Source organism: uncultured Odoribacter sp., assembly GCF_937966165.1.
Lineage (GTDB): Bacteria > Bacteroidota > Bacteroidia > Bacteroidales > Marinifilaceae > Culturomica.
Map to the genome: position 1 here is coordinate 84,415 of NZ_CALCLB010000005.1, position 19,764 is coordinate 104,178.

At 38.4% G+C, this 19,764-nt stretch carries 18 protein-coding genes; 8 read left to right on the forward strand and 10 right to left on the reverse strand.

All coding sequences use genetic code 11. The features are described 5' to 3' along the window. Nucleotides 1–39: 39 nt before the first annotated feature. The gene (locus tag Q0465_RS01385) at nucleotides 40–1,605 is read right to left on the reverse strand and encodes a glycosyl transferase (protein ID WP_298611754.1); all 1,566 of its coding nucleotides are present in this window, start codon (nucleotides 1,603–1,605) and stop codon (nucleotides 40–42) included. Nucleotides 1,606–1,989: 384 nt separating this feature from the next. Between Q0465_RS01385 and Q0465_RS01390 the strand changes: the two genes are divergently transcribed. After that, nucleotides 1,990–3,630: a glycosyltransferase family 39 protein gene (locus Q0465_RS01390; protein ID WP_298611757.1), complete on the forward strand. Its 1,641-nt coding sequence runs from the start codon at nucleotides 1,990–1,992 to the stop codon at nucleotides 3,628–3,630. 67 nt (nucleotides 3,631–3,697) lie between these two features. On the opposite strand, the gene tsf is transcribed toward Q0465_RS01390, so the two are convergent. The 4 genes from tsf to rplM all read right to left on the reverse strand — a co-directional run bounded on the left by tsf (nucleotide 3,698) and on the right by rplM (nucleotide 6,344). Continuing rightward, the gene (gene tsf / locus Q0465_RS01395) at nucleotides 3,698–4,516 is read right to left on the reverse strand and encodes a translation elongation factor Ts (RefSeq protein ID WP_298611759.1); all 819 of its coding nucleotides are present in this window, start codon (nucleotides 4,514–4,516) and stop codon (nucleotides 3,698–3,700) included. A 73-nt stretch (nucleotides 4,517–4,589) separates the two neighbouring features. After that, nucleotides 4,590–5,405 carry a 30S ribosomal protein S2 gene (gene rpsB, locus Q0465_RS01400; RefSeq protein ID WP_298611762.1) on the reverse strand — a complete coding sequence of 272 codons (816 nt, stop codon included), beginning with the start codon at nucleotides 5,403–5,405 and terminating at the stop codon, nucleotides 4,590–4,592. 90 nt (nucleotides 5,406–5,495) lie between these two features. Further along, complete coding sequence (gene rpsI, locus Q0465_RS01405) at nucleotides 5,496–5,882, reverse strand: 30S ribosomal protein S9 (RefSeq protein ID WP_298611765.1); 387 nt, start codon at nucleotides 5,880–5,882, stop codon at nucleotides 5,496–5,498. Nucleotides 5,883–5,888: 6 nt separating this feature from the next. Next, entirely contained in the window at nucleotides 5,889–6,344 is a 456-nt protein-coding gene (rplM, locus tag Q0465_RS01410) for a 50S ribosomal protein L13 (RefSeq protein WP_298611768.1), read from the reverse strand. 342 nt (nucleotides 6,345–6,686) lie between these two features. On the opposite strand from rplM, the gene Q0465_RS01415 reads away from it, so the two are divergent. The 6 genes from Q0465_RS01415 to kdsB all read left to right on the forward strand — a co-directional run bounded on the left by Q0465_RS01415 (nucleotide 6,687) and on the right by kdsB (nucleotide 10,592). Continuing rightward, nucleotides 6,687–7,199 carry a DUF177 domain-containing protein gene (locus tag Q0465_RS01415; RefSeq protein WP_298611771.1) on the forward strand — a complete coding sequence of 171 codons (513 nt, stop codon included), beginning with the start codon at nucleotides 6,687–6,689 and terminating at the stop codon, nucleotides 7,197–7,199. A 13-nt stretch (nucleotides 7,200–7,212) separates the two neighbouring features. Next, nucleotides 7,213–7,398 (forward strand): 50S ribosomal protein L32, encoded by a 186-nt coding sequence (gene rpmF, locus Q0465_RS01420; RefSeq protein WP_298611774.1) that lies wholly within the window; start codon nucleotides 7,213–7,215, stop codon nucleotides 7,396–7,398. A 167-nt stretch (nucleotides 7,399–7,565) separates the two neighbouring features. Next, nucleotides 7,566–8,561 carry a beta-ketoacyl-ACP synthase III gene (locus Q0465_RS01425; protein ID WP_298611777.1) on the forward strand — a complete coding sequence of 332 codons (996 nt, stop codon included), beginning with the start codon at nucleotides 7,566–7,568 and terminating at the stop codon, nucleotides 8,559–8,561. Nucleotides 8,562–8,978: 417 nt separating this feature from the next. Then, complete coding sequence (locus Q0465_RS01430) at nucleotides 8,979–9,329, forward strand: polymer-forming cytoskeletal protein (RefSeq protein WP_298611780.1); 351 nt, start codon at nucleotides 8,979–8,981, stop codon at nucleotides 9,327–9,329. Between the two features lie 139 nt (nucleotides 9,330–9,468). Next, nucleotides 9,469–9,837 (forward strand): polymer-forming cytoskeletal protein, encoded by a 369-nt coding sequence (locus Q0465_RS01435; RefSeq protein ID WP_298611783.1) that lies wholly within the window; start codon nucleotides 9,469–9,471, stop codon nucleotides 9,835–9,837. Nucleotides 9,838–9,842: 5 nt separating this feature from the next. Continuing rightward, nucleotides 9,843–10,592 (forward strand): 3-deoxy-manno-octulosonate cytidylyltransferase, encoded by a 750-nt coding sequence (gene kdsB, locus Q0465_RS01440; protein WP_298611785.1) that lies wholly within the window; start codon nucleotides 9,843–9,845, stop codon nucleotides 10,590–10,592. Nucleotides 10,593–10,681: 89 nt separating this feature from the next. Here kdsB and frr read toward each other — a convergent pair whose 3' ends face one another. The 4 genes from frr to Q0465_RS01460 form a co-directional block, all read right to left on the reverse strand. Then, the gene (gene frr / locus Q0465_RS01445) at nucleotides 10,682–11,245 is read right to left on the reverse strand and encodes a ribosome recycling factor (protein WP_298611788.1); all 564 of its coding nucleotides are present in this window, start codon (nucleotides 11,243–11,245) and stop codon (nucleotides 10,682–10,684) included. A 179-nt stretch (nucleotides 11,246–11,424) separates the two neighbouring features. Next, complete coding sequence (locus Q0465_RS01450; RefSeq protein WP_298611791.1) at nucleotides 11,425–12,792, reverse strand: M56 family metallopeptidase; 1,368 nt, start codon at nucleotides 12,790–12,792, stop codon at nucleotides 11,425–11,427. A 9-nt stretch (nucleotides 12,793–12,801) separates the two neighbouring features. After that, nucleotides 12,802–13,167, reverse strand: coding sequence for a BlaI/MecI/CopY family transcriptional regulator (locus Q0465_RS01455; RefSeq protein WP_298611793.1), 366 nt, complete (start codon nucleotides 13,165–13,167; stop codon nucleotides 12,802–12,804). A 969-nt stretch (nucleotides 13,168–14,136) separates the two neighbouring features. Continuing rightward, nucleotides 14,137–15,393: a peptidase U32 family protein gene (locus Q0465_RS01460; RefSeq protein WP_298611797.1), complete on the reverse strand. Its 1,257-nt coding sequence runs from the start codon at nucleotides 15,391–15,393 to the stop codon at nucleotides 14,137–14,139. Between the two features lie 289 nt (nucleotides 15,394–15,682). On the opposite strand from Q0465_RS01460, the gene nhaC reads away from it, so the two are divergent. Further along, the gene (nhaC, locus tag Q0465_RS01465; protein ID WP_298611800.1) at nucleotides 15,683–17,116 is read left to right on the forward strand and encodes a Na+/H+ antiporter NhaC; all 1,434 of its coding nucleotides are present in this window, start codon (nucleotides 15,683–15,685) and stop codon (nucleotides 17,114–17,116) included. 22 nt (nucleotides 17,117–17,138) lie between these two features. Here nhaC and Q0465_RS01470 read toward each other — a convergent pair whose 3' ends face one another. Next, on the reverse strand, nucleotides 17,139–19,652 hold the full coding sequence (locus tag Q0465_RS01470; protein WP_298611803.1) for a YfhO family protein: 2,514 nt from the start codon (nucleotides 19,650–19,652) through the stop codon (nucleotides 17,139–17,141). Nucleotides 19,653–19,764: the final 112 nt, after the last annotated feature.

Here is a 19,764-nt window from a genome sequence, read left to right on the forward strand (position 1 = left end):
AACGAAAGGTGCCTGAAGACTTTTTTTAGGCACCTTTTTTTAGGAAGATTTTTCTTTCTGGGACTTACGGAAAAGTACAATACGGTAATTGCCGCAATCTACGGTATAGTCTTTGGGAAGCAGAAGGGGTAATGCTGGGTCGCGGCGTATGTCTTTATTCCGGAGAAATAGAATAAAATCCTCTTTCTGCGCCGTTTCCTGGATTTCCTGAATTTTTATTTTTTTTACTTCTGTATTCAGGTAAATATCCATATTTTCTCCGCTGCGGAAATTGTAATAATAGTAATGCTCGATTTTCTGCTGGTTTGCAATTTCTGCTGCTTCCTGACATACTTCCCGGAATCCGATATAAGGATTTAAGTTCGGCATATAAAATCCTCCGATAAAAATAACTATAAAAATTCCTCCTGCCAGACTTCTGATAGCCTGTTGTAGATTCTTCCGGTAAAGATAACCCAAAGACAGGACAGCAGCAGCTGATAATAAGAATACGGCAATCTGTAAGGAAAACGGATAGCTCCATTCTGTTCGTGAAATAAAAAAATAGGATACCGGAAGGAAAAGAGCTATAAGGATAGCCGGTATGGCAATAGTAAAGGCGACAGACTGTTCAAGAAAACGTTTTAACAATAAAATCGTTAATCCGGCAAAGAAAGGAAATATAGGTAAGAGATAAATATCCAGTTTGCTACTAAACAGGGAAAGGAGGAAAAAATTTACAACGATAATAATTAGAAAAAATTTTTCGATACTGCTTTTCACTTGTTTTTTCCAAAGAGCTATAAGCGGAACAAAGATATAAAGCAGTGACCAGGGGGCCAGAGCATACCAAATGGTGGTAAAATAATAATAAAATGGTTCTTTGTGATGAAAAGAGTCCATTGCCCGGTCTAATGTCTGGTGAAAAATAAGATTGTAAAGATAGGCAGACCCGCCTTCCCAATATACTCCTAAAAACCATAAACTGCACATCCCTAAAAGAATAGACCATTGGAAAAAGCCAAAGTATCTGAAAAAAGTTTTTCCTTCTTTTTGAAATAATAAATAAGCTAAAATGGAAAGGATAGGTATGATTAACCCGAGGGGACCTTTGGTAAATAATGCTAAGAAGATATAAAGAGGTAAAAGTACTTTTGCTCCTTTACCCGCATGTCCGGTATACATACGGTAAAAAGTATACAGGGAAAGAAGGATAAATAGAGCCATCAGCATATCCATACGGAGAACAATAGCAGAACCTGCAAATAATCCGGTTGTGATAAGCATTAAACTGAACGTAAGCAGATAATTTTGAGGAACATAGGAAGATAGCCATTTCTCCATAGTGTATAATATAAAAAGTGCCGGTATAAAAGAGAATAAGCTGAGAAGCAGCATACTGTGATAACCTAGTAACTGTTTGCAAAGCATGATCAGCCAGAAATACAAAGGAGGTTTGTCCGCATAAATCGTACCTTCATGCGTGAAGGTTAAATAAGTTCCTGATTTTAATGCTTCGTCAGCAATACTCAAATATTTAAGTTCATTATTCGGAGTGAAATCTCTGAAATAAAGTAATGGTAAAAATATAATAATCAGTAAAATATATTTCGAAATTTTCTTCATTCCTTTCGCATCGAATTTGAGTAAGGAGATCGTTCGGTAGCAAAATATCAGGAATCAGTATTATCGCTCCTCAGGTTTACTCCGTTTTTAATGAATTTATTTTATCTCTGTATCTTTGATTGCTCTCTCCGGTGATAATCCATGTAAATGACTAACGAAACCATCGCCTAAATGTTACAAAATAATGACCTGAAATGCTTCATGGGCCTATTGTAGTTCATGGGGCAGGAAGAGGGATTAATTTTACGGTACGACAGACTGTTTTCCTTGAAGGCTTTTGAGGCTTCAAAATAATTATTTGTAGCACTACAGATTTTTTATACTTTTGTTTTTTCTATCGGGAAGAATAGAAACTGTGAATGAAAAATTTATAAGGCATTGAGTATGTTTAACAAAAAGGGTTTTCATTTTTTGTTTTTAGGGATTGTTTGTTTTTTTACTTTCTTTATTCATAATCCGGTCATTTATCCGGATATTATGGAATCCCGGAATTTAGTTACAGCCCGTGAAATGGTGGAATATGATAATTGGTTAGTGCCGACGATGAATGGAGAATTAAGGCTGGAAAAACCGCCTTTACCTACATGGGTGGCTGCTGTTGTCGAATGGATCTCTCCCGGTAATATTATTTTACAACGGACAGCGGCGGGGATTATGGCTACCTTACTTGTCTTTTTTTTATATTTCTTATCCGTAAAGCTTACCCGTAGCCGGCTTTACGGTTTGATGGCAGCATTGGTCTTGTGTACTTCTGTCAATATTATTCTTATGGGGCGGACAGCAACCTGGGATATCTATTGTCATAGTTTTATGCTGGGAGCCATTTATTTTTTATTTCGGGGCTTTGAAGAGGAAGGTAGTCGGTGGAAAGATTTTATCGGTGCAGGTATTTTTATGGGACTTTCTTTTTTGGGGAAAGGCCCTGTATCTTTTTATGCTTTACTCCTCCCTTTTTTACTTTCCTATTTTATTATTTACCGGCCTGTTGTCCGGAAAAAAGGAGGCCCTGTTTTGGTGATGGTACTCATTTGTTTAGTCATCAGCCTTTGGTGGCCCGCTTATTTATACTTGTATCATAAGGATATGGCGCTTTATATTGCCAATAAAGAGAGTACTGCCTGGTTGCAGCACAATGTACGGCCTTGGTATTATTATTGGAAATTTTTTCTGGAATCGGGTATTTGGTCTTTGTTTTTATTGACTGCTTTAATCTGGCCTTATTGGAAGCGGCGGATACGCTTAAAAAAAGAATATACACTTACGGTAAGCTGGACCTTGGCTGTCTTGATTTTGTTGTCTCTTTTGCCGGAAAAGAAAAGTCGTTATTTGTTGCCGATTTTGATTCCGGGGGCTATGGTGGTAGCCCATTTATTCTATTTTTGGATTGAAAAAATCCGGATGCATTTATTATCTGCCGGTGATAAAGTAATTTTTAAAACCAATGCATTTATAGTCTGTTTGGCCGTGATTGCTTTGCCGGTAGCTGTATATGTTTTGTTTTATTCTAAGGGTTTAATGAGTACGGCTTTATTTGTCGTAGTATCTTTACTTTTTGTCTGGGCATTGTGGTTTTTAATTCTTTCAGCTTGGAAAGTACGTCCTTTGTCTTTTTTATGGGGAGTAGTGTTTCTTTTCTTTATTGTAGAAACCAGTTTGATGCCTTCCATTGCTAATTTGTTTAATAACCGAGAGATGAAAAGTATAAGGGGAGTACGTGAAGCCGGGGAATTACAGGCATTGCCTTTTTATTATCCTGTAGGAGAGGAATTGAGGATAGAATTGGTGTATGAAGCGGGAAGGCGTATTTTACCTTTGGATTTAAGTAATGACACTGTTGTGAAACAGCGTATTCCGTTTGTATTGGTTTCCAAAGCTCCGGCGGTAATTACTTTTGATGCAGAAGTGAAAAATCAGTTAAAATTAAAGCAAATAGATGTTTATGACGATAACCACCGGCCGAAAGGAACCCGTTGGTATTCCGATCTGTTTGTACGTTATGTAACAAAAGTGGAAAAAGCTGAGTAAAAAATATAGCAAAAGAAAAAGCACCCCGCAAGAGGTGCTTTTTCTTTTGTTATACTGATGTCTAACTTTAGTCGTTCAAAGTATATCTTACAAAACTTGTAACAGTCAGGTCTTTGTCCTGGCTTTGCATGTAAGCTTTTACAGTTTGTTTGGCATCTTTGATAAAAGCCTGATTCAGTAAAGTAGATTCCTGGAAAAATTTATTCAAGCGGCCTTGAGCGATTTTTTCCAGCATATTTTCCGGTTTACCTTCTTCACGGGCTTTTTCTTTACCGATTTCCAGTTCATGAGCGATTACGCTTTCAGGAACACCGTTTTTGTCGATAGCAATAGGAGCCATAGCGGCAGCTTGCATAGCTACGTCTTTTTTCACTTGCAACTCAGCCGGTTTGTTGAAACCTACGATAGTTGCCAGCTTATTTCCCGGATGGATATAAGCTACAGTGTCTTCGGCTTCCAATTTTCCGTAAAAACTCAATTCCAGTTTTTCTCCGATAACACCGGTTTGTTCTGCTATTTGGTCTGCAATACTTCTGCCATCTATTTTTAATGCCAGTAAGCTGTTTAAATCAGCCGGCATATTTTCCAATGCGGTGTTCAGAATTTGTTTTGTAAAATTGATAAAGTTTTCGTTTTTAGCAACGAAGTCTGTTTCACAATTCAAACTTACTAAAACACCTTTTTTCCCATCAACTGCTGCCAGGACACAACCTTCTTTTGCTTCTCTGTCAGCTCGTTTGCTGGCAACGATAAGGCCTTTTTTGCGGATGATATCAACTGCTTTGTCGAAATCGCCTTCAGCTTCCTGAAGAGCATGCTTACAATCCATCATCCCTGCATTTGTTGCGTGACGCAACTTCATCACATCAGCTGCTTTTATTTCCATTTTAATACGTTTTTGAGTTTTTGACTTTTGATTGGATTATCACTGTAATCTGAAATCTCAAATCGTAAATAGTTTATTCTTCAGTAGCTTCTTCAGCTGTTTCACTCTTTTCTTCTGCTACAACTTCTTCTTCCTCTTCTTCTGCACTTACCTTTTCTGATTTTTTTACTGCAGGTTTTTTATCCCCTTCTTTTTCTCTTTCAGCTTTCCGCTCGTTCAATCCTTCCTTAATCGCTTCGGCTACTTTGTCGATAATCAGGGAGATAGAAGTAGAAGCATCATCGTTACACGGAATAACAAAATTGATGTTATCCGGGTTAGAATTGGTGTCTACCATGGCAAATACCGGAATACCCAAGGTATTGGCCTCTTTAACAGCAATGTATTCTTTCATGACATCTACCACAAAAAGAGCGGCAGGAAGACGGGTCAAATCAGCAATACTTCCTAAGTTCTTGTCCAATTTTGCACGTTGACGGGCAATCTGAAGCTTTTCTCTTTTAGACAGGTGATCGAAAGTTCCGTCTTTTTCCATCTTATCGATGGTCGTCATTTTTTTCACAGCCTTCCGGATCGTAGGAAAGTTAGTCAGCATTCCGCCCGGCCATCTTTCTGTCACATAAGGCATGTTAATATTGGAGATTTTTTCTGCAACAATGTCCTTAGCCTGTTTCTTTGTTGCAACAAACAGAATTTTTCTTCCTGATTTAGCAATTTGTTTTAAAGCTGCCGCAGCTTTATCCAACATAATCGCTGTTTTATTCAGGTCAATGATGTGGATATCATTCCGCTCCATAAAAATATACGGAGCCATTTTAGGATTCCATTTACGGGTGAGGTGTCCAAAGTGACAACCTGCATTTAATAATTCATCAAAATTTGTAGACATACTAATTTTTTAAAAGTTTACATTCTTAATTTTAGCAATTGCCGGGTAGTCCTGAGAAGAAGTCCCGTCAATTTAGATACTAAACTGCTATTAACGTTTAGAGAACTGGAATCTCTTACGAGCTTTCGGACGTCCCGGTTTCTTACGTTCCACTTCTCGTGGATCACGGGTCAGAAATCCTGCTGTCCTCAACTGAGATTTATTCTCTGCATTAATTTCAACCAAGGCTCTGGCAATGCCTAAGCGCAATGCTTCTGCCTGCCCTTTAAAACCGCCTCCGTCCAGGTTTACCCGGATGTCATATTGGCCGTTTACACCCAATAGTTCCAAAGGCTGTTTTACAATATACTGAAGTGTAGGTAATGGAAAGTATTCTTCCAGACTTCTTTTGTTGATCGTGATATTACCCTTTCCTTCATTTACATAAACGCGAGCTACTGCTGCTTTTCTTCTACCAATTGCGTTAATTACTTCCATACCTTATTATTTAAGTGTGTTTAAATCGATTTTTTTCGGTTGCTGAGCTTGCTGAGCATGCTCTGTACCAGCATAAACATAAAGGTTTTTCATGACGGCTCTCCCGAGACGACTTTTAGGAAGCATTCCTTTTACGGCATGTTCAATCACTCTTTCCGGATGACTGGCTAATACAGCTGCCGGTGTTGTGTGTCTTTGCCCGCCGGGATATCCGGTGTGACGGGTGTACTGTTTGTCGGTTAATTTGTTACCGCTCAATACAATTTTTTCTGCATTGATAATGACAATGTTATCTCCGCAGTCTACGTGAGGTGTGTAGGACGGTTTGTATTTGCCTCTCAATAGTTTCGCAACTTTAGCGGCAAGACGTCCCAAAACTTCATTTTCTGCGTCAATCAAAACCCATTCTTTTTTGACTGTGGCTTTGTTGACGTAAGTCGTTTTGTAACTGATTTGATCCACTTCTTTTTTAATTTAAATTATACATCTGTTTGCTTTCTGAAGCGATATGTCCTTGCATTTCACAGAATTAAAAGAAACGCGGTAGTCGGGCAGACTTACTAACTTTTTCATTCCGGAATGTGCCTGTAAGGGAAATGGCTAAGGTTCAGCCTTACAGTTTAAAGCACAGACCACTTCAAAATGAGGGACAAAAATACATAAAATATTCTTGTAATCAAATAGTTTCAGGAAAAACTTATCTCTGTAATCAGTGAAGGTTTTTTTGTACACTGATTTCTTTTTTCTTTTTCTTTTCTCTTTCTACTTTTTGTACTATCTTTGCGCCGTTTTACTTCAAGAATTGTGGATAAATTGAAAGAATATAAGGTAGCTCACAGGAGCTTAGGAGAGGGGCAACATATCTTTCATTTTGTGTTGGATGATGTTTTTTTCAATTGTTTTGAAGCGACAAAAGGCACAAAGGGAAGGTTAGAAGCTATGGTGACAATCATCAAAAGTTCGCTTTTGATGGAAGTAAATATGAAAATCGAAGGGAGTGTAAAAGCAACTTGTGACAGATGTTTGGAAATTTTCGATCTTCAGATAAAAGGAGAACTGAATTTATATGTGAAGCAAGGGAGCAGAGAAGCAGATAATGAAGACGATTTTATTATCCTGGCTCCGGAAGACGATTTTTTAGATTTAAGTTCTTACCTTTACGAAATCTATATGCTGAATTATCCGATGCGGGTTGTGCACCAGGAAGGTCATTGTGACGCAGAGATGGAAAAAGTATTGGATGAATATATTACGGATGAAAAGGAAAAGCCTGCCGATCCAAGGTGGGATGAGTTGAAAAAATTAATTAATAACTAAATAAAGAAGAGAAATGGCACATCCTAAACGCAAAATCTCTAAGCAGAGAAGAAATAAGAGAAGAACTCATGATGCACTTACTGTAAAAGTAGTTGCCAAGTGTTCAAATTGTGGTGCTGCTGTACAGTATCATACCGTATGTCCGGAATGCGGATATTACAGAGGTAAATTGGCTATTGAAAAATCAGTAGTTGCATAATTTTACGCTATACGGGATTGTTTTATGATAACAAAGCCTCCTATAGTGTAGGAGGCTATGTCTGTTTACACCAAATCCGTTGATGTAATAAAATCGTTGATTTAGAGAATTGGAATCTGACGTTTTACGTTCTCTGGAAATAAGATGTCAAAAGTCAAAGTAAATTTATGGAAAGGCCAAAAGCAATAATAACAGGAGTGGGAGCCTATTATCCCGACTATATTTTGGATAATAATGAGTTAAGTCGGATGGTGGATACTACCGATGAGTGGATTATGACCAGGGTCGGAATCAAAGAAAGGCATATTTTGAAAGATAAGGACAAAGGCAGTGCTTATCTGGGAAGTAAAGCGATAGAAGATTTATTGCAAAAAACAGGTACAAGTCCGGATGAAGTGGATTTGCTGATATGTGCTACAGTCACCCCAGATATGCATTTCCCGGCAAATGCCCAGATAATAGCTGATATGGCGGGTATAAAAAATGCTTTTGGATTTGATTTAAATGCTGGTTGCTCAGGCTTTATTTATGGCTTAGTGACCGCATCCCAGTTTGTAGAAGGAGGCCGGTATAAAAAAGTGATTTTTGTAGGAGCGGAGAAAATGTCTGTAATTACCGATTATACAGACCGTAAAACTTGTCCTTTGTTCGGAGACGCCGCTGCTGCAGTTTTATTGGAACCTTCTGACGAGAATTTAGGAGTGATGGACCATATTCTCCGCTCTGACGGAAGCGGACGTTCCCATTTGTTTATGAAAGCAGGAGGATCTTTAAATCCACCCTCTATCGAAACGGTTACGAACCGGGAACATTTTATCTATCAGGACGGACAATATGTATTTAAACATGCTGTGTCGAAAATGGCAGATGTATCAGCGGAAATTATGGAAAAAAATCATCTGACAGCAGAAGATATTTCCTGGTTGGTGCCTCATCAGGCTAATCTGAGAATTATTGATGCTACAGCTCACCGCATGGGACTGGATCCTTCGAAAGTGATGATTAATATTCATAAGTTTGGAAATACTACATCGGCAACTATTCCTCTTTGTCTTTATGAATGGGAAAATCAATTACATAAAGGCGATAATTTGATTTTATCGGCTTTCGGTGCCGGATTTACCTGGGGATCTATCTATCTGAAATGGGCTTATGATAAGTAACCGGTCAAAATGAATTATAATTTCGGGGATCGTGTTTGCCTTTTTTAAAAGATGATAAAAAATAGTGAATAAGCCGGTAGACTTAAAAATTAACAGGAATATTTTATATTATTGTTTTTTTTAAGGAGATTGGAAAAAGGTAAGGCTGATTCCCCAAAAAGGGATAAATCCGTAAAACGATATTTATAAAACGGTATAAATACAGGATCATTTTTGATTCTGTATTTTTTTATGTATAGGTTTTAAAGATGCATTCCTTAAAATATTTACTGTTTAGGGGCGGATTAAATTTAGTGAAAAGAGTGACAAAAGAACCGTCCCCCTGTCACCTATTTGGGCGGAATGTAAATCTTTAAATTAATTATTTGGATTTGCAGGGGTTTTTTAGTTAATTCGTATTTAATTTTTGAGGTAGAAATGAGTCAAATGGATTTTAGTATAGGGAATGAGGGTTCATCGATCCTCGGGGAAACGGTTGTAAAAGGAGATATTTTTGCAGAAAAAGATGTCTGTTTAAGAGGTACATTGACAGGGAATATTCACTGTAAAGCTACTTTATTCCTCCCTGCGGGGGCAAAGATAGAGGGGAATGTTTATTGTGCTAATTTGTTTTCTGCGGGTCTGATTACAGGGAATGTACAGGTTATTGGGAAGGCTTGTTTAAAAGAGAGTGCTGTGATAAAGGGGTATTTGATAACTTCTTGTTTGCTTTTGCATCCACAGACAATTATTGAAAAGGGATTGAAATTGCAGGACAGGAAACGGTAGTAAATCCGATAGGACAGTGAGAATAAGTTCCTGGAAAAACGGGATTTACAAGGTCCTGAGGATAGGAAAGCTGCAGCGGAAAGGATAAAACTGTTCGTAAAGTTAAAAAGAGGGAATGTGAACTAAAAAATAGAGAAATATGGGGAAAGAACCAAACAGTAATGCTGTAAATCTGATTTGTGAAGGTACAAGTATTGTAGGAGATATTAAAACTAAAAATGATATCCGGATTGATGGAAGCATTAAAGGAAAAGTCCATACTACCGGCAGATTAGTAGTGGGAAATACTGCAAAAATAGAAGGAGATATTGAATGTACGAATATCGATGTGATGGGCGTAGTGATGGGAAATATAAACGCAGAAGCTGCGGTGACATTGAAAGCCCCGGCCCGGATTGTCGGTAATATTGTCTCCGCTGTTTTGTCTGTAGAACAAGGTGTTTTTTTCGATGGCAAATGTCAGATGGTTAAAAAGGAAGTACGCGAATCGAAAGAAATTCAGAAATAACGACTATGAAAATGTTGATTATTATTCCGGCCCGTTATGCTTCTACACGTTTCCCCGGTAAACCCCTTGCTGAAATCGGGGGGAAACCGGTTATACAACATGTCGTTGAAAAGGCAGTAGCGGTGAGTACTGATGTATATGTGGCAACAGATGACGAACGCATATATAATAAAGTTGTTGCTTTAGGTGGAAAGGCTGTCATGACGGCTGCTACTCATCGAAGCGGTACAGACCGCTGTTTTGAAGCTTACTGTAAAATTACGGAAGGGAAGAAATGCCCGTATGACGTAGTTATCAATATTCAGGGAGATGAACCTTTTATACAGCCAGAGCAGATTCAGGCGTTGGCAGACTGTTTTGAAAATCCGGAAGTACAGATAGCGACATTGGCAAAACGATTTGAGACCAGTGCAGATATTTTTGATCCGAATAAGGTAAAGGTGGTGTTTTCTGCTTTCGGGAAAGCCTTGTTTTTTTCGCGTTCTCCTATCCCCTATTGTAGAGGAACCGAGAAGCAAAATTGGTTGACGGAAGTCGATTTTTATAAACATATCGGCATGTATGCTTACCGTCCGGAAATATTGAAAGAGATTACGGACTTAGCCCCCGGTAAATTGGAAAAAGCGGAATCTCTGGAACAATTAAGATGGTTGGAGAACGGTTATAATATAGCTGTAAAAATAACCGGACACGAATCTCTAGGCATTGATACACCTGCTGATTTGGAAAAAGCCAATCAAATTTATCAGAAATAAAAATAGGATCCGGGCTACCAAGATCCGGATCCTTCAGAAATTCTGTTTTCATTTGTTGAAACGAATAGACTTTTAAAAAAATCAGAAAACTAGATTGTCATAATGTCTTTTTCTTTTGTCGAGAGCATGTCTTCGATTTTCTTACTGTAAGTATCGGTTAATTTTTGTACGTCTGTTTCAGCATCTTTGGCAGCGTCTTCCGGTAATCCTTCTTTCGTCATTTTTTTGAATTGGTCGATGGCGTCCCGGCGGGCGTTCCGTATACTCACTTTAGCTGTTTCTCCAATAGTACGGGATTGTTTTACCAAATCTTTCCTGCGTTCTTCCGTTAAAGGCGGAACATTGATACGAATCAGTTCACCGTTATTATCCGGATTAAAACCAAGATTAGCATTCCGGATGGCTTTTTCAATAGGATTGATCATTTGTCTTTCCCAGGGTTGTACAGTGATGGTCCGGGGATCGGGCGAAGTAATATTGGCTACCTGAGCTAAAGGAGTAGGAGTACCGTAATATTCGACTAACACATCGTTCAGGATTTTGGGATTAGCTCTGCCGGCTCTGATCTTAGCCAGTTCATTTTCCAGATGATTTAATGCATTTTCCATTTGTTCTTTGGCATCATCCATGAATAATTTTACTTCCTCGTTCATATATTTGTTTTGTTGATGATTATAAATTGATATCTTACAAATTTTAACGTCCTTAAAATAAGAATCTAAAAGAATGATTTTAAAAGAAACGGATTTCTTTGTCAAACAAAACAAAGATAGAAATTTTTTTCACAATGGAAAATTTGTTTTATCCTTTTCCCTAAGGATGTTTGAATGTGTCAGATAAAGTTAATGGGTATCGTATAAGATACATGTACAGGTTTGCCATTTACTTTTCCGGGACTTTTCCATTTCGGCATCGATTTTATGACGCGGAGAGCTTCCGTATTAAAAATCTCATAAGGACTTTTACGGACTAAAGTTACGTCTTTGACTTCCCCATTTTCATCTATGATAAAATGGACGTATACTTTGCCCTTCAAACCCATTGTTTGTGCTGCCTCCGGGTATTGGATGCGGGCATTTATCCATTGGATAATATCTTCTCCGAATTGCGGCATTTTTTCTTTTGATAAAGATATGTCTGAAGATTGTGTGGGAATAAGCTGGGAATAAGCAGGGGTGGATAAGGAGAGACTTTCTGTTAACCCATTCCGTATCATTTTGATCAGGGAAACAGGCCCTATAGTATTCTCTTCTATCGGAAACGAGGTTGAAAATAGTTGATTTTCTGTAAACGGGACGGCAGAAAGCGGACCGGATTCCGCTCTCCCTATGACAAGGGAAGTCGAACCGAAAAATAAAATCCCGCCGAGAAAAATAGACAGGACATAACTAAAAAGTTTGTATCTGTGAGAGTTAGCCTGTGTGATCATTTGTACTCTTCTTTTTAAATTTGAACAGGAAAAATAGTTCCGGAAGGGTGCTTTGCCTTTTAGGGTTTGGGATACAAGTAATTGCAGATAGCTGGAGGTTTGGAATTGTTGTACTACTTTCTGGTCGGCCAGGTATTCATGATTTTGTAGAATAAGTTGTTTGAAAATCCAGACGAAAGGATTGAACCAGTTCAGCATACAAATGATTTCGCTTATTTGTATATCCAGACTGTGTAATTGCCGGATATGGACTTTTTCATGTTCGATAATTTTCAATTTACTTTTTTTATCTAATCCTTGGGGATTAAAAAATAAATGGTGAAAAAGAGAGAAGGCCGGAACGGATTCGGGAAGCAAATAAATATATAAACCCTGAATTTTTTTATGGGGTAAAAGAGAAGAAAACTTAAAAATCTGAACCCAAAAATTTAGATAGCGGATAGAGAAAACGATGACTCCGCATAAATAAAAATAAAATAAATAACGGAAGAAGACAGGGCCGGACAAGAGGGCAGTAGGAGAAGTTTCGTTTATCCCGCCTTCTTCTAAAACATTTATTGACGGATAAGAAAGGAAATAAATGGGAGGAACTTTATTAAGAAATGGGTAAGAAAGGTGTATAAAAGGTATTCCTACTGCGAATAATAATGCTCCCAGCAGATAAATCCTGTTGAGTTGAAAAGCAGTTTGTTTCTTCAATACTAATTCATAATAAGCCCATAAGAAAAACAGAATAATTTCCGATTTGACGATATAGGAAATAAATGCCATACGAAGGGATTAGTCTTGTGGATGATCTTTGATATTTTGCAAAATCTCGTCTAATTCCTGTAAATCAATATCTTCTTTTTTTGCAAAAAAAGAAATCATCCGGGAAAAAGAGTTATCAAAATAGTTACCTACAAAATTCCGCAAAAATTTGTGAGTGTATGTTTCTTTATCTATAAGGGGAAAATAGCGATGGCTTTTCCCGAAGACTTCATGACTGACAAAACCTTTGTCCTGTAAAATGCGGACAATCGTAGAAACTGTGTTGTACGCTGGTTTAGGGTCAGGCAATTTATCCAGAATTTCTTTTACAAAAGCTTTTTTCAAGTCCCATAAGACTTGCATAATCTGTTCTTCTGCCCGCGTTAGTTCTTTCATTTTAATTTATACGTTTGTTATTCCTTCATCTTCCGGCTTTAAAGATGTTTCCTATATGAAATAAAGATACAGTGATTCAAAAATAGAACTAAATTTAAAGTTATCCCAATTATTCCTTTCTTTTTGATAAATTTTTTGTAAAAATTAGCTGTAAGATAAAGGGGAAAGAATAAGACTATATCCTTCCAAAGGCAGGGAATCTTCTAATGCTTTGCATTTCGTCGGAAGCCTGATGTAAATTAATGAAGATCTGTAGGAAAGAATGCTGATCCTTTTCCGGTAAAGCCAAAATACTGTATGTATCCTTTTTCATTCGGAGAGATGGTGAATCACCACGGTTTGCTTGAAGAAAAACGCCTTTTATTACAAGTACTGGCATATCGTGTGGGGAATCTGATATCATATCATGAATTGGGCCAGCTTTGCAGAACAGATTCTGAGACGGTAGAAAAATATATTCTTTTGCAGGAACAATGCTATGTTATTTTTCGCCTGCCCTCTTTTAACAGAAATCTCAGAAATGAACGAAAACAAAGTAAAAAGATTTATTTTTTCGACAATGATGTTCGCATACATTGATTCACGATTTCCGGCAAACTGAAAGCCGTACCGATACCGGGGTACTTTGGGAAAATTTCATCATTGCCGAACGTATGAAATACAATGAATACACTTATCATTGGAATCATGGCTGGTTCTGGCGTGCGAAAGAACAAAAAAATAGACTGCCTGGAAGAAAAAAACGGTCAGTTAAATGCATAGGAATTCAAAGGAAATCCTGCTGCAAAAGTCTTTCTCCCCCGGCTTTTGCCGGGATATATCCGATCGCAGCATTTAAAGTAATTCATCCGGGCAATATGGAAAAAGTCATTCTGGACTTTCCGGAATAAGGCCGGAAAATTCAGGTGTTGCTGAATTAAAAGCCATTTTTGTTCTAAAAGTTAATTGACGACCGGGAGATAAAAGAATTTATTGCATGAGGTCAGGTGTTGTCTGAACCCATTTGAATAATTTATCCCCCCGGCGTATTTTCCGGGGAACAGGCATGGAGAATAAAGTTCCTTTTTCTATTTTTTCTACCGGCTTCAGGTCTACTCGTATTTCAGGGACTTTCATTTCAATGACTCCGGTTGTTTCTCCCGTAATGAGTATTTCATCCTTGACTTGTAAATCAGCAGATTCCAGTCTGAATTCACCTACCTTCAAATTGGAAAAATAGTTGGTTACTTTCCCCAATGCTATTTTTTTCCGGCTTGCTTTTGAACCATATACTTCACTCCATTCCCCCAATCGTTTTCCTAAGTAATAACCGTCCCAGAACCCACGGTTAAACACAGTAGCCAATTGGGTTTTCCATGCTGAAATATTTTCGGAAGTATATCTTCCCTGAAGGTACGCATTCAGGGCTTCATTGTAACACCGGCATACGGTTAAAACATATTCTGCAGGACGGGCACGGCCTTCTATTTTAAAAACCCGGACTCCTGCATCAATCATTTTATTCAGGAAACCGACCGTACATAAGTCTTTGGGGGACATAATATATTCATTATCGATTTCCAGTTCGATTTCTTCGTCTTTATCTTTCACCGTATAGGCCCTCCGGCAAATCTGAAAACATGCTCCCCGGTTAGCAGAGGCATTTTTTTCGTGTAAACTGAGGTAACATTTGCCGGACACGGCCATACAAAGCGCTCCGTGAGCAAACATTTCGATCCGCATACGTTGTCCGTGAGGACCTTTTAAATTTTCTGCTTCAATTCTTCGATGAATTTCTGCAACTTGATTCATATCCATTTCCCGGGCCAATACTACGACGTCCGCGTACTGGGCGTAAAATCGGACGGCTTCGTAGTTTGTAATATTGCATTGGGTACTGATATGTACTTCGACTCCTACAGAACGGGCATAAAGAATGGCAGCAATATCGGAGGCAATGACCGCACTTATACCCGCTTTTTTAGCCCGGTCTATAATTTCATGCATTTTTTGCAGTTCAGTATTATAGATAATGGTATTTACTGTCAGGTAAGTTTTTACTTTTTTCTTATTGCAAAGCCTTACAATCTTTTCTAAGTCGTCTAACGTAAAATTAGCTGAAGAACGAGCCCGCATATTTAAACCTTCTACTCCGAAATATACCGAATCAGCTCCTCCTTGCAGTGCTGCAGATAAAGATTCATAAGAACCTACCGGAGCCATAATTTCAAAATCTTTTCTTTCCATATAAGAAAATTTCACTGTCGATAACAGCAATCTGAATAATTTTTTAACTCTGCCTTTTTATAGCTGCAAAGTTAGGTTTTAAATTCGGAATAAAATTTATAAATACTTAAAATACTACTTTTTATAACAGATGAATTCCGTATCTATAGGGTAGCGGTTGAAATTATTATAAATTTGCGAGCTGAAAATTTCATTTACGTTTCGGGTGGGCTTTATAAGGGTTTATAGTAAAGTTTAAAAGCTTTCTTTTTTTAACTTTATGAACGTTTTACATTTTAAATTCGTTTAGATGACAGTTTTTAAATATCCGACATTTTTACAGTCGGTCATTCCTGTTATTGTTTTAATTGTGTTGTTGTTTTTCAATGTAATGTATTTCGAAGAGGCTTTGGGAGGAGCAAATCAGACAGCTTTGATTATTGCTGCAACAATCGGCGGAATCATCGGGTGGAGGAATCGGATACGTTGGGCGACGATACAAGAGAAAATTTTATATACGATTCATGCTGCCATGCCCTCCATACTGATTTTATTTTTAATCGGTGCATTGAGTGGAAGTTGGATGATTAGCGGAGTAATACCGATGATGATCTATTACGGAGTAGACATTATGCATCCTTCTTATTTTCTGTTTGCTTCGGTTATATTATGCGGGGTCGTGTCTCTGGCAACGGGGAGTTCCTGGTCGACTATTGCTACGGTTGGAGTAGCGATTATCGGAATTGGAAATGCTTTTGGCCTTTCATCCGGTTTAGTTGCCGGAGCTGTTATTTCAGGTGCCTATTTCGGGGATAAAATGTCTCCGCTTTCGGATACGACTAATCTGGCTCCTGCTATTGCGGGTACAGATCTTTTTACCCATATCCGTTATATGATATATACAACCGGTCCTACATTTATCTTTACGCTTTTGATTTTCGGTATAATCGGTATTTTCCATGTGAATAGCAGCGCTGAAATCAATACAGAATTTATCAAACAGGGTATTGCCGCTACTTTTAATACAACTCCGGTTTTATTATTTGTACCTGCACTTCTGATTTTAATTATTATAAAAAAAGTGCCTCCTATTCCTGCTATGCTGGCCGGTACTGTTTTAGGTATAGTGTTTGCTTGTATTTTCCAGCCGGAATTATTGGATCGTATCCTGATAACTCAAAATTTTCAGAATAAGTATCAATTGTTGATGCAGTCCGTTTTTGGAGGAATGAATCTGGAGACCGGAGTGGGGGAAGTAGACAGGCTACTTTCGACCGGTGGAATGGAAGGAATGTTGAATACTGTATTTCTCATTATAGCAGCTTTGACATTCGGAGGTGTGATGGATGCCTGTGGTTTTTTAAAGAAAGTAACTGAAACTTTCTTGAAATTTATTGTAAATCAGACTTCTTTAGTGGGCTCTACTCTTTTAACCTGTATATTTTTCAATCTGACAGCATGCGACCAATATCTGGCGATTGTCGTACCCGGGAAAATGCTACAGAAACTCTATCAGGAAAAAGGCCTGAAACCAGAAGTACTTAGCCGGGCTTTAGAGGATTCTGCTACAGTTACTTCTGTATTAGTTCCCTGGAATAGTTGCGGAGCTACCCAGGCCAAAATACTGGGAGTGGCAACACTGGATTACTTGCCTTATTGTTTTTTTAACCTGCTTTCTCCTGTAATGAATTTGTTTATTACCGCTATTCATTTTAAGATACGTAAAATGAATAACGGTGAATAAGCGTGTATACGGGGAAAGATGTTTAAACCCTGGCCGTGAGTTCTGACTGTTTTTTAACCTGCAGTCTTTTTTTTACAGCAAAGACGATTGCTATAAGCAGCAGAAGTAACAGAATTCCCGTACAAATACGTGATATCACAGCTCCTTCATAATAAGAGGCCGGTTTATACTCAAAAGTGATGGTGTGTTCTCCTGCAGGAACAATCATGGCTCTCAATATATAATCGGAACGGAAAAGTTCAGCAGATTTCCCGTCTATACTGGCTTCCCAGCCTTTGGGGTAATAAATTTCACTGAATACGGCCAGTTGCTCTGTAGCAGCTTGCGACTTATACTGCAATTGGTTAGGAGTATATTTCTGTAGTTCTATTTTTGCTGTGGAATCGGGATAAAATGTTTTTCCTTTTACTTGTTCTGCAAAATCTTTCCCGATGATTGCCGTTTTTCCCGGGTCTATCATTTTTAAGCTCAAAATTTCTTCGTCCGGAGTGTCTACCAGTTGATAATCACTGACAAACCATGCGTTTCCAAGGGCGGAGGGATTTAAGATCGGAGCAGAATTCGGGTCGATAATAACGTATTTCGCATTCAGCATGTTCAGTACAGGCTGTTGGCTTAAACTTTTTTCAGCATTCTCCAAAGTGGTACTTTGCTGCAAATCTTTTATGAAAGATTGCATTTCGGGTAAGATATGGTAATCGATTAAATCCTGATAACGCTGTAATTTTACTGCACTGTATCCCCCTATCGTTTTATGATGAAAACTGGTGTGCGAATCATTAAAAGTATTGACAGCTAAATCCAATACACGATAGCTTTCCCCTTTGTCCTGCAATATTATTTTGTCAACAGGACGGAGGGTAAAATTATTGTTGAATTCTCTGGGGGTGACGAAATGTTCGTCGTTCAGGTAACGCCTGTTTATCGTCCACATATCGGCTAGTATCAATATACCCAGGCAAGCGACTGCTACAGGTAATTTTAATTTTCTGATATAGCCCAGCCATACTGTTAAGGCTCCCAGGCCGATATAAAGCAGAGATCTCAGCGCGTCGTACCGGAGCAGGCTTTCCCGGTCTGCAGGTAAAGTCTTTTGCAGCCAATCCGGATATTGGACGTCAAGAGGAGAAGTAAAACTTCCGGCCAGGCCGGGAAATATCAGAAAGAGGGCGCAGAATCCGCCTGTAATCCCTAACGCGATTTTAAAATTTTTGAGAAACGTTTTTTTATCATAACATCCCTTGAAGGCTTTATTTAATGCATAAATACCTAAAAGAGGTATGGTTATTTGCAGGATGACCAGGATCATAGAAGGGACCCGGAATTTATTATAAAGGGGTACATAATCGAAAAAAAAGTCGGATACCAGGCGGAAGTGCCTCCCCCATCCTAATAACAAGGCTAAGGCGGAAATGCCGGCAATCCACCATTTCATAGGGCCTTTCACCAAGAGAAGGCCCAGGACGAATAAAAAGATGGAAATAGCTCCCATATACATCGGGCCGGCAGTAAAAGCCTGAGGCCCCCAATAAGTAGGCATTTGTCGGATCATCTGATCGGCATTTCTTACACCTCCCCGGCTTAAGGTTTTATAGGTCTCTGAATTTTTACTCAAAGCTCCTCCGGAAGAACCTCCCATAAAGTTTGGAATCAATAAATTAGCTGATTCTTCAATTCCATAACTCCAGGAAGTTGCATATTCCTTGTCTAAGCCGTCTTTATTGACAGTAGTATTCGGCGAATTTTGTAAACTCAATTCGGAACCTCCCCGCATGGTATATTTCCCGTATTCCCAGGTCGGCCATAAATAACTGACATTTGTACCGGCTCCCAGGAAAGCTGCTATAACCAAAAGGACAGATGTCTTTATGAATTTAGATAAGGTTTTGGTTTGAAGTGCACAATAAAATTGTGCAAGGGTATAAGCCAGTAATACAAAAATCAGATAATAAGTGATTTGTGGATGGGCAGACATGATTTCAAAGGCTATAGCAAGCCCGAATAAAGCCGATCCGAGCAGATAATTGTTCCGGTAAGCGTATACGAGTGCTGCAAATACCATAGGTGCAAAGGCAATCGTATTGACTTTGGTACTGTGCCCGACTTGGATAATTTCAAAATTATAGGAACAAAAAGCGAATGCAATGGCGCCTACAATGCTCAACCAGGGATTTACCCGGAAAGCCAGTAATAGAAGATAAAAACCAAATAAAAGTAAAAACAGGTCGTTTGCAGGCCGTGTTAACGGGAAAAATAAATTATAAATTTTCTGGACGACAGTGTATTGTATTCCTCCACCTATGGCTACTGCAGGCATACCGCTGAACATCGAATTGGTCCATAAAGCATTTTCCCCGGTTTGGCTTTCATACTGTCGGATTTCTTCATAAGCTCCTTTCCAGGAAGAAATATCCGATTGATTGATCACTTTCCCTTCCAGTAAAGGACTGAAATAAGTCAATGCAATTACGATAAACAATACAATGGCAATGACATAAGGCCAGATGGAATTTATATCGATTTTTTTCACAACCATAATTTATATTAAACGAATAGATGAACAAAAATAGAAATTAAATATCTGATTCAGCAAATAATTCCTACTTTTGTATAAATAGGGAGGTAGAAAAAATAAGAGAAGATTTTAA